This window comes from Pseudomaricurvus albidus, from assembly GCF_018863235.1.
Lineage (GTDB): Bacteria > Pseudomonadota > Gammaproteobacteria > Pseudomonadales > Cellvibrionaceae > Pseudomaricurvus > Pseudomaricurvus albidus.
The window spans coordinates 652,820-666,129 of record NZ_JAHKRS010000002.1 but is presented as its reverse complement, the minus strand read 5'-3'; the positions used below and the strand labels follow the sequence as shown (position 1 = coordinate 666,129).

Here is a 13,310-nt window from a genome sequence, read left to right as displayed (position 1 = left end):
TGAGCCTTAAACCTTGCCCAACAGAGAAACCATTTCAAGTGCGGTCACTGCCGCTTCGTGGCCTTTGTTACCGGCCTTGGTGCCGGAACGCTCGATCGCCTGCTCAATGGAATCCACGGTCAATACGCCAAAGGTCACCACGGTGTCGGAACCCAGAGATACCTGAGCCAGGCCTTTAGTGCACTCTCCAGCAACATATTCGAAATGCGGCGTGCCGCCACGAATCACGGCACCCAGCGCGATGATCGCATCAAACTCTCCCTTGTTGGCCAAACGCTGGGCCAACAGGGGAAATTCAAACGCGCCGGGGGCGTAATAAATACTGATTTGATCGTCTGCGATTCCGTGACGACGCAAGGTATCGAGAGCGCCATCCTTCAGACTTTCTACCACAAAGCTGTTCCAGCGGCTGACGATCAGCGCGTACTTGCCTTTGCAGTTGGTGAAATCCCCTTCAATCACATTTATCTGGCTCATTCGTTTTCTCTCTTCGATGGTTGATTCTTAACAGGGCTGCGCCACGCTTTATTTGGCGGTGTTATCAGCCCGGTTATCAATGTATTCCGAGACTTCCAGATCAAAACCGGAAATCGCATTAAAACGGAAAGGCGCACTCATCAAACGCATTTTCTTCACGCCCAGATCGCAGAGAATTTGCGAACCGGTGCCCACCTGCTTATAGACCAGATCCTGACTGGGACGCTCCTGCTTGCCAGACAACATCCAGTCGATACTGTCTTCAATATCGTTTGCGCTTTCGTTATGGCAGATCATGACTACCGCTCCACGCCCTTCTTTGGCGACCATTTCAATGGCGCGATCGAAGGTCCAGGGCAAGAATTCCTTGTCACTGCTGCGGCACACTTTAAAAACGTCCCGCGCCGTACTGCCTACGTGAACACGCACCAGTGCCGGTTCACCATCGCGCAGATTACCCATGGTCAGGGCGAAGTGTTTTTCCTGACGCGCTTTATCCAGATAGGTGTGCAAGATGAACTCACCATACTGGGTTTGAATCTTGCGCTCGTTGACACTTTCAACGGTCTTTTCGTTGATGGAGCGGTACTGAATCAAATCGGCAATCGTGCCGATTTTGAGATTATGCTGTTGGGCAAAAAGCTCAAGATCAGCCCGACGCGCCATGGTGCCATCTTCATTCATGATCTCCACAATGGCTGCCGCAGGCTCAAAACCCGCCAGACGGGACAAGTCACAACCGGCTTCAGTATGGCCCGCGCGACTCAGCACACCGCCGGGCTGTGCCATCAGAGGAAAAATGTGCCCAGGCTGAACGATATCCGTGGCTTTTGCATCGCGGGCGACAGCCGCTCGAATGGTACGCGCACGATCAGCTGCAGAGATGCCGGTCGTCACGCCTTCGGCAGCCTCGATAGAAACGGTGAAGTTGGTCGAGTGTTGCGCGTGGTTATCGGAAACCATCAGCGGCAGTTCCAGCTGCTTGCAGCGCGCTGGCGACAGGGTGAGGCAAATTAAACCGCGGGCATGAGTCGCCATAAAGTTGATATCCTCCGGACGCACCTGCTCGGCCGCCATCACGATATCGCCTTCGTTCTCACGATCTTCATCATCCATCAGAATAACCATCTTACCCTGGCGAATGTCGTCAATCAGTTCTTCTATCGTGTTCAGTTTCATAGTCAACCTTACTCTCTGAGTGCCGGCTAATGGCACAAAAAATCGTCGCTAACCCGTGTGGTTTGTGGACCAGACTGCAGCTACACGCATCTAGTGTCCGCCTGCCCGCTATATGGGCATTACCCCCGGTAAAAGCCGTGCTCGGCCAGAAACGCCAGATCAATACCCGAGCCCGAGGCCGGATCTGCAGCTTTATCGCCTAATAATAGACGTTCCAGGTAACGCGCGATGACATCCACCTCCAGGTTAACCTTGGTGCCTGGCTGATAGTGTCCGATCACCGTTTTTTCAATGGTGTGAGGAACGATATTGAGCTCAAACTCATCGCCATCGACGGCATTAACGGTCAGACTGGTGCCATCCACCGTAATCGACCCCTTGTGAGCGATGTAGCGGGCCAGCTCGGCTGGAGCCTTGATGCGAAAGCGTTCAGAACGGGCATCCGTCTCACGACTGACCACTTCACCCACGCCGTCCACGTGGCCGCTGACCATATGCCCGCCCAGGCGGGTCTGTGGCGTCAGGGCTTTTTCCAAATTCACCGGAACACCCACTTTCCAGCTACGCAGGGTGGTGTTGTCCAGAGTTTCTACGGACACATCGGCCCAGTAGCCATCACCGGGCAACTCCACGACGGTCAGGCAGACACCGTTGGTGGCAATAGAATCACCGAGAGCGACATCGCCCAAATCCAGATCGTTGGTTTTAACCCGCAAACGCAGATCGCCACCGCTGGGCTGTAACGCGGTAATTTCTCCAACTGCTTCAACAATGCCTGTAAACATAGGGTATTTTCTGCTCTTCAATGATGTATGGATAGTGGATGTCAGCTTGTGGACGGGGTTAAGCGTCCGGATCCGGTCTGGCCGTAATCCGCCAGTCGTTACCCACCGCCCGCATGTCGGTGATGGTTAACGGCAACTGCGCCGACATGCTCTGTAAGGGCAATTCAAACAGCGGCCTGGCCTCACTGCCCATCAACTTGGGTGCCATGTAAATCACGACCTCATCCAGCAGTCCGCGCCGTAAAAACGCTCCCGCCAGAGCGGAACCGGCTTCGACCAGAACTTCATTACACTGGCGTCGACCGAGTTCGAATAACAATTTCAACAAATCCACACGGCCGTCTTCTCCGGGTATCGACATCTGCTCGACACCGGCTTCCGCCAGTACTGGATCAGGCTCCGGCCGGGCTGAAACCACCAGTGTCCGGGCGTGGAATTGTAACACTTTCGCATTCGGTCGCAGCTGTTGTTTGGAGTCCAAAACCACGCGCAATGGCTGAATTGCCGCAGCCAGTCCTGCATTTGGCAGTTTTAGCTCATCCTCACGCACGGTGAGGGAGGAGTCGTCATGCAAAATGGAGCCAATTCCGGTGATAATGGCACAGCTGCGGGCCCGCAATCGCTGCACATCAGCGCGTGCCGAAGGACCTGTCACCCACTTGCTTTCGCCGCTGGCCATGGCCGTGCGTCCGTCGAGGCTCATCGCCATCTTGCAGCGCACCAGTGGCCGGCCACTTTCCATACGCTTGATAAAGCCCGGATTGAGTGCCCAGGCCTCGGTTTCCAGCACCGGACCCGATACCGTTACACCGGCCGCCTCCAGATGGTCCAGACCACGGCCTGACACCTGGGGGTTTGGGTCTTCCATGGCGTAAACCACTCTTGCCACTCCCGCCTCAACCAGCGCCTCGCAACAGGGGCCGGTTTTGCCCGTATGACTGCAGGGTTCGAGGGTAACGTAGGCCGTAGCCCCCCGAGCCTGCTCTCCGGCCTGCGCCAGGGCATTAACTTCAGCGTGACCTTCACCTGCCCGCTCATGCCAGCCCTCGCCGACAACCTCTCCACCGTTCACCAACACACAGCCAACCCGGGGATTGGGCATGGTGCTGTAGACGCCTTTTTCCGCCAGGTGAATGGCCCGAGCCATGTAGCTGCGATCCTCCCCGGTAACGGCGGAGGGTTGTTGTGAAGAGGTAGTTACAGACATAGACAGTGTACTGGCCATCAGCAAAGGTTGATTAAAGAAAAACCGGTCTGTTTTCAGACCGGTAGCGGTTTCATTAAAACAGGTTAAAGTCCGACCGGCTTATGATTCCGTCGGCTGCTTCTCCAGCCGATCAATCTCTTCACGGAATTCGTTGAGATCCTTAAATCGACGATAGACGGACGCAAATCGTACATAGGCCACTTCATCCAGCGCCCGCAATTGCTGCATCACCTTTTCACCGATCATCAGCGCGGGAATTTCCCGCTCACCGGTAGCCTGCAAGGCGTGTTTGATCTGACTCAGGGATGATTCGATATCTTCCATGCTGACCGGACGTTTTTCCAACGCTCTCAACATGCCAGCTCGCAGCTTTTCCTCATCGAAAGGCTCGCGGGTACCATCCTGTTTAATCACCCGGGGCAGCAACAGCTCCGCGGTTTCGTATGTGGTGAAACGTTCATGGCATGAGAGACACTCTCTGCGACGCCTCACTTGATCACCTTCAGCCACCAGGCGTGAATCGATGACTTTGGTATCTTCGGCACTGCAAAACGGACAATGCATGGCTATGGCCCCAAGGGTAAATTTTGCGCGGTTTAAATTTGCGCGGATAGTACCACAGCGTCCGACACTGCGCCTTGCCGCTGGGTGTTGTGGTTCATGCAGTTATGCATACTGGCGAGCCGACCTCAATTACTGAACTGCTTGCGGTACGCAGCCGGCGTCTGGCCAATTTGGGTGCGGAACAGGCGGCAGAAGTAACTGCTATCGCTGTACCCCACATCCAGTGAAATATGTTTAATGCTTTTATCACTGTGTACCAGCAGATCTCTGGCCGCTTCCAGCCGAATCCGCTGCAGGTAAGCCAGCGGCTTTTCTCCGGTTGCCGAGGTAAAACGCCGGGCAAAATTGCGCAGGCTCATGCCATGATTTTTGGCCACATCCGCCAGCCGGACCTCTTCGGAGTAGCGGCTTTCCAGCCACGCCTGCACCTGCTCAATCAGGCGATCGCCATGACTGCGCTGACTGCCCATACGCAGAGGCGCGAAGTCGTAACTGCGTCGAATATCAAACAGGATATCGCGGCTGATCCCCCTGGCCACACTCTCACCAAACAGGCGAATCGCCAGATTCAGCATCAGATCGCCCATGGAATTACCACCGGCCGCACAATAAATGGAACCGCTCTCGGTAATGACCTTTTCTTTCTGCCAGGAGACTTCGGGAAACAACTGGGTGAATTCGTCGTGCTGACGCCAGTAGGTGGCTGCCTCCTGACCATTGAGGTAACCAGCGGCGGCAACCCAGTAGACCCCGCACCCCATAGTCAGAATCAGTTTGCGCTGCTCCAGATGCGGCTGTAACCAGGGCCCAATGGTCTCGTTGAGCTCGGCGAGCTGCTGCACGCTGGCCCACACGTGCGGGAGAATGATCACGTCCCAGTCACAATCTTCCAGTGGCCCATCGCAACTGATTTTAGCGCCACTGTAGGTGGCCACATCAGCGCCATCAATCGAGATCAGCTCAAACTCAAGCTTGGGGCCAGGCAAACGCTGGGCGCGCCATTTAATGCCATAGAGAATGTCACGACAGGTCATCAGATTGCCGCCGTACACATTGTCCGTTGCCAAAACGGCAACTCTTATGACTGGATATTCTTCACTCATGCATCGATCCCCACCAAAGCAGGGACAGATTATACACTATGGCGTATTTGTCGCATCTTTTTCAGATGCCACCCATCTACATACTGAGCGGAGAGAGGTCCAGAACACCGTTGAGAACGGCAGGACACCAGTAATATTCCCCGGTCAACGGCCGTGAGATCTGAAACAGACCATCAACAATGCCATCTTCCACTCCTATCATGCGCTGCATCTGCGCCTCGAACGCGTAAAAGGAACAGCCAAATGCCACAAAGTGCAGACCACCGGAGGTTCCTTCCCGCCAGGACGTCGAGCGACGCAGGACAAAGGCTTGCGGATCAAAGTCTTCCTGAGCAGTTCGCTTGACGTGGGCAGACTCGGGGGCATCCTCAAGTTCGACGTTATCGCTGAGTCGACGGCCGATCACGTGATCTTTTTGCGTCTGCTCCATTCCGTGAAATGCACCAAAGTCATGCTGCCACAGCTGAACCGCCACAAAACTTGAGCCAGCCAGAGGCTCTCCAGAACCGACAATGGCCGCTTCCAGAGCCTCGTCCCCCATCGGGTTCTCGGTTCCATCCACATAACCGGTAAGATCCCGACCTTCACGATATTTAAAGCCATCCACACGGAAAGCCAGCTCAAATCCGTCTTCGAGCACCTGAATCAAGGCCGCGGCACGGTGAAAAGCCTCCCCTTCATCGTCTTCTCTCACCCACAACCACAAGTCATGCTGGGTCGCGGGAACATTCACTCCCGCAGCCATCATTGTCGGAAACGGCTTGATACCTGCGACCTCAACCTGCAGGGACTGCAACAGCGGTGCACCCAATCCCAACACCACTGACTCTCCATCAACCGTTTCTGCCACGCGGGCCAATACTTTACGCACTGCATCAGAATCAGCGCCCAACAGCCGGTCAAAAGACAGATAAATACCGTGACCTGGGACAGGGGCTAAAATACCGGATTGGGGACTTGCCATAAAACTTCCTTAATTGTTCGATAACTTCACCTGAATACCGCACCGAAGATTATACGATTTCTCCAAGACAAACTATTTCAGTGCCAGTTATTCACTGGCAAGATGGTCACCGCTACTGCTGGCAACTCATCACATTGGGGTCGACAGAGAGACCAACCTGGCCAACAATGCAATATAAGTGTCATCCAACTGTCATAACATGCCATCACCAACTTCATTATTTCTACCGAAGGATCGCTAACGATGTTGCAAGACCCCCGAGCCATGGACAAGAACACCGCAGAGAGCGTGATCGATAACGCTGCCGATATCCCCATTGTCCCCCGGGAACTCAGCTGGCTGGCCTTTAACGAAAGAGTGATGCAGGAAGCCAGCGACCCCAGTACGCCAATCATTGAGCGTATGCGTTTTCTGGGTATTTTCTCCAACAACATGGATGAGTTTTTCCGGGTTCGGGTTGCCGAAGTAAGACGCCACATCTTGTTGCCTCAAATGGTTCACGAACCGTCGGAAGATCAGGTAGATGACGAAACCCTGATGCACGACATTCAGGACAAGGTCGTCAAGCTCAACAAGCAGTTCGACAAGCTGTACAAGCAGGTATCCAAAGAGCTGCAGGAGAGCAATATTTATATCCTGCCCAGCCATCACGACATGAGTGATGACCAGTCCCTGTGGTTAAAGCATTATTTTCGGACGTCTATCCGCCCTTTTATCTGCCCAATTATTGTCCACAAAGACATGGATCTGGGATCGCGTCTGAGCGATGACGATTTCTATCTTGCCGCTGAGCTGGAATACGAAGGCAATACAGAACACGCATTAATTGAAGTACCCACGAAAGAGATTTCACGTTTTATCCTGTTACCCAACAACAGTCGCCAGCAACAATTTATTTTACTCGACGATGCCATCAAGCACTGCCTGAATGATATTTTCGGCTCAGTGTTCGAATACGACAAGATTCAGGCGTTTTCCTTCAAAATGACCCGTGATGCGGAACTCAATCTCACGGACGATATTGAACAGAGCGTACTGGATAAAATGTCGAAGGGCTTGCGACGTCGTCTGCAAGCTGAGCCCGTGCGCCTGGTATACGATCAGGACATGCCCGAGTCCATTCTCAAGATGCTGACCAAGCGTCTTAAGTTTTCTTCTCACGACTCGATGATTCCCAGTGGCCCTTACCGCAATTTCCGCGACTTTATCGGCTTTCCCAATGTTGGTGGGGTCTCTCTCGAACACCGAAAATTGCCCGCGGTTCCCAGCCATGCTTTCGACAGCAATGACAATGCCCTGGACGCGATCGCCAAAGAAGATATCCTGCTCTACTACCCGTACCATTCCTTTGGCTATTTTACCGAGTTGCTGCGGCAGGCAGCCTTTGACCCGCGCGTCAGCAAAATCACCATCAACATCTATCGTGTTGCCAAGGACTCCAGGGTTCTGCACGCCCTCTGCGACGCCGCCCGCAACGGCAAAAAGGTCACCGTGGTGGTGGAACTGCAGGCGCGCTTCGATGAGTTCAACAATATCGAGCTATCCAAACAGCTTGAAGCCGCCGGCATTCACGTGGATTTCGGCATCCCCACACTGAAAGTGCACTCCAAACTGTGTCTTATCGAGCGTCGCGAGGGTAACGAACTCAAACTCTACGCCCACATCGGCACCGGCAATTTCCATGAGGGCAATGCCAAGATCTACACCGACTTCAGCTACTTTACCGCCCACCCGGAAATTACCGCCGAAGTAGCACAGGTTTTTGAGTTCATTAAATACAGTTACAAACCTTTTACGTTCAAACACCTGATTGTGTCTCCGCTGAACAGCCGCAACTCCATCGCCGCACTGATCGAAGAAGAAATCCGTCAGGCGGAAGCTGGCAACCCTGCCTACATTCACATCAAGGTGAACAATTTGTGCGACAACCACATTGCCAAGTTGCTGTGTCGTGCCAGCCAAAGCGGTGTTGAAGTCAAGATGCTGATACGCGGCATGTGCTCACTGCAAACCAACACCAAAGGGGTCAGCGATAACATTCACGTCACCAGCATTGTCGACCGCTTCCTGGAACACGCCCGGGTCTTTGTGTTTGGCAATCAGGGTGACCCCAGAGTCTTCATCACCTCCGCGGACCTGATGAAGCGCAACCTGGACCATCGGGTGGAAGTGGGCGTTCCTATCTACGACAAGCATTTGAAACGTCAGATCCTCGATATTTTCAAGCTGCAAATGAGCGATAACACCAAAGCCCGAATAATTGATAAAAAGCAGAGCAACCCTTACGTTCAGCCCACCACGTCAAAAAAGGTACGCTCACAAATTGCGATCCATCAATATCTGAGTAAAATTGAAAAAGAACAAAGCGAAACTGACTACGATTAAAAGCAAAACACGATTAACCGATAACTGATGATGGCCACTCAGGTCATCATCACTCGACCGAGGACACCCAGTGCCGGAACGCCCCCGCCGAATAGCAGCCATCGATCTGGGATCCAACAGCTTCCATATGACACTGGCTGAGCTTGGGCCGCTTGGCATCAAAACCTACCACAGGGAAAAGCGCAAAGTACGCCTGGCCGCCGGCCTCAATGACGCCAATCAACTGGACGAAGCCGCCCAAAACCGCGCACTGGAAACACTGGGCGTCTTTGGCCAAATACTGGATGAATTCAAACCAGACGATGTACGCGCGGTGGGAACCTTTACCTTCCGCACAGCCGTAAACATCCACAATCTCACCCAGAAAGCCCTGCAGGTCCTGCCCTACCCCATTGAAATTCTTTCCGGTACCGAAGAAGCCCGACTGATTTATCAAGGCGTGAGCCACGATCAGCACCTGCCAGACAATACCCTGGTGGTGGATATCGGTGGCGGCAGTACCGAACTGATTATTGGCCAAACCACTGAAGCCAAACTGCTCCACAGCTGCAACATGGGCTGCGTCAGCTTCAACGAAAAATTTTTCCCCAACGGCGACATCACCGCACAGGCGTTTCGTAAAGCCAGTCTGTATTCTGCCCAACAACTGGAAAGCGTTCGCATGCGTTATCTGGCGAAGGGCTGGGAAATGGCCATCGGCTCATCCGGCACCATCAAGTCACTCAGCCAATGCGCCAGCGAACTGGGCTTGTCTGATGGCACGCTGACGCCAGCGATACTGCAGGAACTGAAAGAACGGCTGATCAACGCCGGCCATGTGGACAACATCAACATCCCCGGGCTCAGTGAAGACCGCACTCCGGTTATCTCCAGCGGCCTGGCGATCCTGATTGCGGTCTTCGACTTGTTGGAAGTCACCAGCATGAGCTACTGTGACTCCGCCTTGCGAGAAGGCCTTCTCTTCGAGCTGCAGGATCGCCTGCAACATCACGACATCCGCCATCTGAGTGTATCTCAGCTGGCCAAGCGATTTGGTTGCGACCCTCACCAGGCTCAGAAAGTGGCCAAAACCGCTCAAACCATGTTTGATTCAGTCGCCTCGTCCTGGCAATTAAACAATCTGGATTACCACAAGTTTCTGAACTGGGCCTGTCAGCTGCATGAGATCGGCCATCAAATCAACCACCTGAGCTGCCACAAGCACGCGGCCTACATTGTCCGCAACTCCGCCATGGCTGGCTTTAATGCAGAACAGCAGTCGATTCTTTCTTTTCTGCTGCTGTCCCAGCGAAAATCTCTCAAGATGGATCAAGCCCCGGTCTTCGATGTGTACGATGCAACCACGACACTGAAAATCATTTTACTGTTACGCCTGGCCATACGGTTGAATCAATTCCGCCAGAGCGACACCCTGGACAGTTTTGAAGTCTCATCCGACCGCAATAAACTCACCATTGTTTTCCACACTATATGGAAAGATCGGCAGGATCTCTTCAGCAGTGATCTGGAAGCCGAACAGGAACAGTTTCAGCCGCTGGGCATTGAACTGGACTACGTATTCCTCAGCTAGCCAGAACCATCGATATTTTCACTCCGGCAGGCAAACACACCTCAACTGCAACGACCTTTTACGGTAAGATCACCTCTAAATGCAGGAATGCCTGCCGTATTTTCGTTAAATATCTCGCTTAACATTTGGATCATACCACCATGGATTTCTTCTGGATCTTATTTGCCTTTATGTGCGGCCTTGGGGTCAAGGCGCTCTCTTTGCCGCCTCTGGTGGGGTATTTGATCGCGGGCTTTGCGTTAAATTTTATGGGCATTCAGCCCACTGAATCGCTTCAGGGGTTGGCCGATCTCGGCATTACCTTAATGCTGTTCACCATTGGTCTGAAACTGAACATCCGCGATTTGATCAAGGCTGAAATCTGGGCTGGCACAACCTTGATGATGGGCGTTTGGATCATCATTTTTGGCGGCATTCTTCTCGCAGCAGGCGCCATATCAGTGTCGATTTTCACCGACCTGGATATGACCACAGCGGCTCTGGTTGCCTTCGCCGGCAGTTTTTCCAGCACCGTTTGCGTGGTCAAACTGCTGGAAGACAATGGTGAAATGCGAACCCGTCACGGCCGCCTGGCGATTGGCGTTCTGGTGATGCAGGACATTATTGCCGTACTGTTTCTGGTCTTTGCCACCGGTAAAATGCCCAGCCCCTGGGCCTTGCTGCTTTTCGCGCTGATTCCTGCTCGCCCTCTGTTGGGGCACATTCTGAAAAGCGCCGGACACGGCGAACTGCTTCCACTGACCGGCTTTGTTTTTGCCCTGGGCGGTTACGAGCTGTTCAGCCTGGTTAATATCAAAGGGGATCTCGGTGCACTGATCGCAGGTATTTTACTGAGCCAGCACTCCAAAGCTGCGGAGCTGTCGAAATCCCTGATGAGTTTTAAGGATCTGTTCCTGATCGGGTTCTTTCTCTCTATTGGATTTTCCGCCCTGCCTGACTGGTCCATGCTGGCAATTGCCGCAGGCCTGTCACTGTTATTGCCGATCAAGTTTGTCCTGTTCTTTGCGCTCTTGTCTGGCCTGAAATTACGTGCTCGTACGGCCTACCTGGCTTCATTAGCCCTCGCCAACTTCAGTGAGTTCGGACTGATTGTGGCGGCAATCAGTGTCGACAGTGGCTGGCTGGACAAACAATGGCTGGTCATTCTCGCCCTTGCCGTGTCACTTTCGTTTGTGTTTACCAGCATTATCTATCGCTCGTCACACACCATTTACCGCAAGCATAAAGAATTGATTCGCCGTTTTGAGCGCCCCATACGCTTGCCCGAAGACATCTTTGTGCAGCCAACCAGTGCCGAAATTCTGGTGATCGGTATGGGCCGGGTAGGCACAGGTGCCTACGAAGCCTTGTACAACGTCGTTAAAGATCGGGTTTGGGGCATGGATTCCGACAGAGAGCGTATCCGCAAGCAGAAAGAGCAAGGCATGCATGTATTTTTCGGTGACGGCGAGGATGCCGACCTCTGGGAAACACTGGACACCTCGTCGATCAAGCTGGTTCTACTGGCACTGCCTGCGATTGAGGACAGTATCAATATCAGCCGGCAACTGCAGTCTGCTCTCTACTGCGGACAGATTGCTGCCATTGCCCGCTATGAAGATGAACGTATCGCGCTGCTGAATTCGGGCATTGATCAGGTGTTCAACTTTTACACCGAGGCAGGTACCGGCTTTGCTGATGAGAGCTTGCGAATGATCAATGAAGTTTGAGTAACGTATGTGCCTTCTCGATGCTCCGATTCTCGACGCTCCGAGAAGGCACTCCATCACGAAAACCTGGGTTCACCTGATGCCTTGATCGACGATCCCTGCAGACCTATGTCGCAAGGCATTTCTTCAACACCTGCAGCAATCGCCGGGCGATGTCGTCATAACCTTTTTCGTTGGGATGCAAACCATCTACGGATAATCCCGGCCAATCAGTCTCTCCCAAAAGCGCTTCACCTTCGACCAGCATAAGATTGTCAAAGCCTTTGGCGGCCCGTCGCATTACATCCCGAATCATTTCGGAACGCTCATAAAAGCGCGGTTCAAAACACTCGCGAGAAGAAAAGATTGGAGTGATTGCCACAATCGGTGTTTCAGGCTGGGCTTTTCGCAACTGTTTCAACATATGCAGGTACACCTCGACTGGCTGGCGGCCATAGGATTTACCCAAATCCAGAATCAAGACACTGGCCGGACAATTGGCCACATACTTCACGACTTCAGGTTCGCCCCGACCTGCGCCGTAAAATCCAAGATTGATAAAATCCCGATTCAGATGTCGCGAAATAATGGCGGGATAGCTCATGCTCGACAGGTGTGCGCCTGCCCCCTGCACAATGGATGAACCGTAAAATACCAACGGCAGCTCATCCACATAGGGCTCAGCCTCTGATATCTCGGCCTGTGATGTTAATCCGATAGCCTGTAGATCGACCTCCTGTTCATGAGGCAGATATAACTCAATCTGGCGATTGATTTCGGGCAGCCCCTGAAACACCAAGTACTCAGTCGTTTCACCTTCCTTCAACAACAGGGTACGCCAGTAGACACCGTCGACAAGGCAATCGATACCGTGATCCTTCGAAGGTGAAAACGCCTGGCAGCGCAATAATAGACGCGGCGAATTGGTGGTAAATCGTAAACGAACTCCCGCAGGGAAACGGGCCTGCTCCACTACACCTGCAGGCAAGTCACTATAGGCCGACTGCGGTAAACGGTGATAGCACTCAGTCCTGACTGCGACACCATGACAGGGGAAGCGGGAATCCGGCAGAGCATGCCATTGAGTGTCTGTCATATCGTTTTCTTATCCTGTTTCACAACACGATGCGCAGAGCCAGATAAGGCACAATTGTGAACATAAACGAGGCCAGCTTGTATCGCATCATGCCGACGTAGTGGATCTCGGCAAAACGCTCACGAGGCATGTCAAACCATCGGCTGTGCAGGCGATAGACCCAATCGCCCGCGAAAGTCATCATGACAAACCAGCAGCTGACAATGGCAATATTCATAATTGCACACCATCCCAAAACCGTGGGTAGCGTTTCGATCGTTACAGTATCCATAGTCAGCCTCTCAGACTACGT

General features: G+C 53.1%; 12 protein-coding genes. 3 read left to right on the top strand and 9 right to left on the bottom strand.

What is annotated here, in order from left to right; genetic code table 11:
• Nucleotides 1-6: 6 nt before the first annotated feature.
• The 7 genes from ribH to KOI40_RS06340 all read right to left on the bottom strand — a co-directional run bounded on the left by ribH (nt 7) and on the right by KOI40_RS06340 (nt 6,279).
• Nucleotides 7-477: a 6,7-dimethyl-8-ribityllumazine synthase gene (ribH, locus tag KOI40_RS06370; protein WP_216096602.1), complete on the bottom strand. Its 471-nt coding sequence runs from the start codon at nt 475-477 to the stop codon at nt 7-9.
• 48 nt (nt 478-525) lie between these two features.
• The gene (gene ribBA / locus KOI40_RS06365) at nt 526-1,656 is read right to left on the bottom strand and encodes a bifunctional 3,4-dihydroxy-2-butanone-4-phosphate synthase/GTP cyclohydrolase II (protein WP_216096601.1); all 1,131 of its coding nucleotides are present in this window, start codon (nt 1,654-1,656) and stop codon (nt 526-528) included.
• 119 nt (nt 1,657-1,775) lie between these two features.
• On the bottom strand, nt 1,776-2,441 hold the full coding sequence (locus KOI40_RS06360) for a riboflavin synthase (protein ID WP_216096600.1): 666 nt from the start codon (nt 2,439-2,441) through the stop codon (nt 1,776-1,778).
• Between the two features lie 58 nt (nt 2,442-2,499).
• Complete coding sequence (ribD, locus tag KOI40_RS06355; RefSeq protein WP_216096599.1) at nt 2,500-3,648, bottom strand: bifunctional diaminohydroxyphosphoribosylaminopyrimidine deaminase/5-amino-6-(5-phosphoribosylamino)uracil reductase RibD; 1,149 nt, start codon at nt 3,646-3,648, stop codon at nt 2,500-2,502.
• A gap of 99 nt (nt 3,649-3,747) precedes the next feature.
• Nucleotides 3,748-4,212, bottom strand: coding sequence for a transcriptional regulator NrdR (nrdR, locus tag KOI40_RS06350; protein ID WP_216096598.1), 465 nt, complete (start codon nt 4,210-4,212; stop codon nt 3,748-3,750).
• A 125-nt stretch (nt 4,213-4,337) separates the two neighbouring features.
• A complete protein-coding gene (locus tag KOI40_RS06345) occupies nt 4,338-5,315 on the bottom strand; it encodes a GlxA family transcriptional regulator (RefSeq protein WP_216096597.1) in 978 nt (325 codons plus the stop codon).
• Between the two features lie 76 nt (nt 5,316-5,391).
• Nucleotides 5,392-6,279 carry a Dyp-type peroxidase gene (locus KOI40_RS06340; RefSeq protein WP_216096596.1) on the bottom strand — a complete coding sequence of 296 codons (888 nt, stop codon included), beginning with the start codon at nt 6,277-6,279 and terminating at the stop codon, nt 5,392-5,394.
• A gap of 243 nt (nt 6,280-6,522) precedes the next feature.
• Between KOI40_RS06340 and ppk1 the strand changes: the two genes are divergently transcribed.
• From ppk1 to KOI40_RS06325, 3 genes are all read left to right on the top strand, one after another.
• Nucleotides 6,523-8,664: a polyphosphate kinase 1 gene (ppk1, locus tag KOI40_RS06335; protein ID WP_304504171.1), complete on the top strand. Its 2,142-nt coding sequence runs from the start codon at nt 6,523-6,525 to the stop codon at nt 8,662-8,664.
• Nucleotides 8,665-8,734: 70 nt separating this feature from the next.
• Nucleotides 8,735-10,234: a Ppx/GppA phosphatase family protein gene (locus KOI40_RS06330; RefSeq protein ID WP_216096595.1), complete on the top strand. Its 1,500-nt coding sequence runs from the start codon at nt 8,735-8,737 to the stop codon at nt 10,232-10,234.
• Between the two features lie 140 nt (nt 10,235-10,374).
• The gene (locus KOI40_RS06325) at nt 10,375-11,943 is read left to right on the top strand and encodes a cation:proton antiporter domain-containing protein (RefSeq protein WP_216096594.1); all 1,569 of its coding nucleotides are present in this window, start codon (nt 10,375-10,377) and stop codon (nt 11,941-11,943) included.
• A 106-nt stretch (nt 11,944-12,049) separates the two neighbouring features.
• Here the strand turns inward: KOI40_RS06325 and KOI40_RS06320 are convergent, their stop codons facing one another.
• A complete protein-coding gene (locus KOI40_RS06320; protein WP_216096593.1) occupies nt 12,050-13,018 on the bottom strand; it encodes an SGNH/GDSL hydrolase family protein in 969 nt (322 codons plus the stop codon).
• Between the two features lie 19 nt (nt 13,019-13,037).
• Entirely contained in the window at nt 13,038-13,289 is a 252-nt protein-coding gene (locus tag KOI40_RS06315) for a DUF6868 family protein (protein ID WP_216096592.1), read from the bottom strand.
• Nucleotides 13,290-13,310 lie beyond the last annotated feature (21 nt).

Excerpts from the sequence above, each read along its gene's own strand:
- KOI40_RS06345 (WP_216096597.1), bottom strand. The coding sequence starts at position 5,315 with ATGAGTGAAGAATATCCAGTCATAAGAGTTGCCGTTTTGGCAACGGAC.
- KOI40_RS06320 (WP_216096593.1), bottom strand. The coding sequence starts at position 13,018 with ATGACAGACACTCAATGGCATGCTCTGCCGGATTCCCGCTTCCCCTGT.
- ribH (WP_216096602.1), bottom strand. The coding sequence starts at position 477 with ATGAGCCAGATAAATGTGATTGAAGGGGATTTCACCAACTGCAAAGGC.
- nrdR (WP_216096598.1), bottom strand. The coding sequence starts at position 4,212 with ATGCATTGTCCGTTTTGCAGTGCCGAAGATACCAAAGTCATCGATTCA.
- KOI40_RS06340 (WP_216096596.1), bottom strand. The coding sequence starts at position 6,279 with ATGGCAAGTCCCCAATCCGGTATTTTAGCCCCTGTCCCAGGTCACGGT.
- KOI40_RS06325 (WP_216096594.1), top strand. The coding sequence starts at position 10,375 with ATGGATTTCTTCTGGATCTTATTTGCCTTTATGTGCGGCCTTGGGGTC.
- ppk1 (WP_304504171.1), top strand. The coding sequence starts at position 6,523 with ATGTTGCAAGACCCCCGAGCCATGGACAAGAACACCGCAGAGAGCGTG.
- KOI40_RS06360 (WP_216096600.1), bottom strand. The coding sequence starts at position 2,441 with ATGTTTACAGGCATTGTTGAAGCAGTTGGAGAAATTACCGCGTTACAG.
- ribBA (WP_216096601.1), bottom strand. The coding sequence starts at position 1,656 with ATGAAACTGAACACGATAGAAGAACTGATTGACGACATTCGCCAGGGT.
- ribD (WP_216096599.1), bottom strand. The coding sequence starts at position 3,648 with ATGTCTGTAACTACCTCTTCACAACAACCCTCCGCCGTTACCGGGGAG.
- KOI40_RS06315 (WP_216096592.1), bottom strand. The coding sequence starts at position 13,289 with ATGGATACTGTAACGATCGAAACGCTACCCACGGTTTTGGGATGGTGT.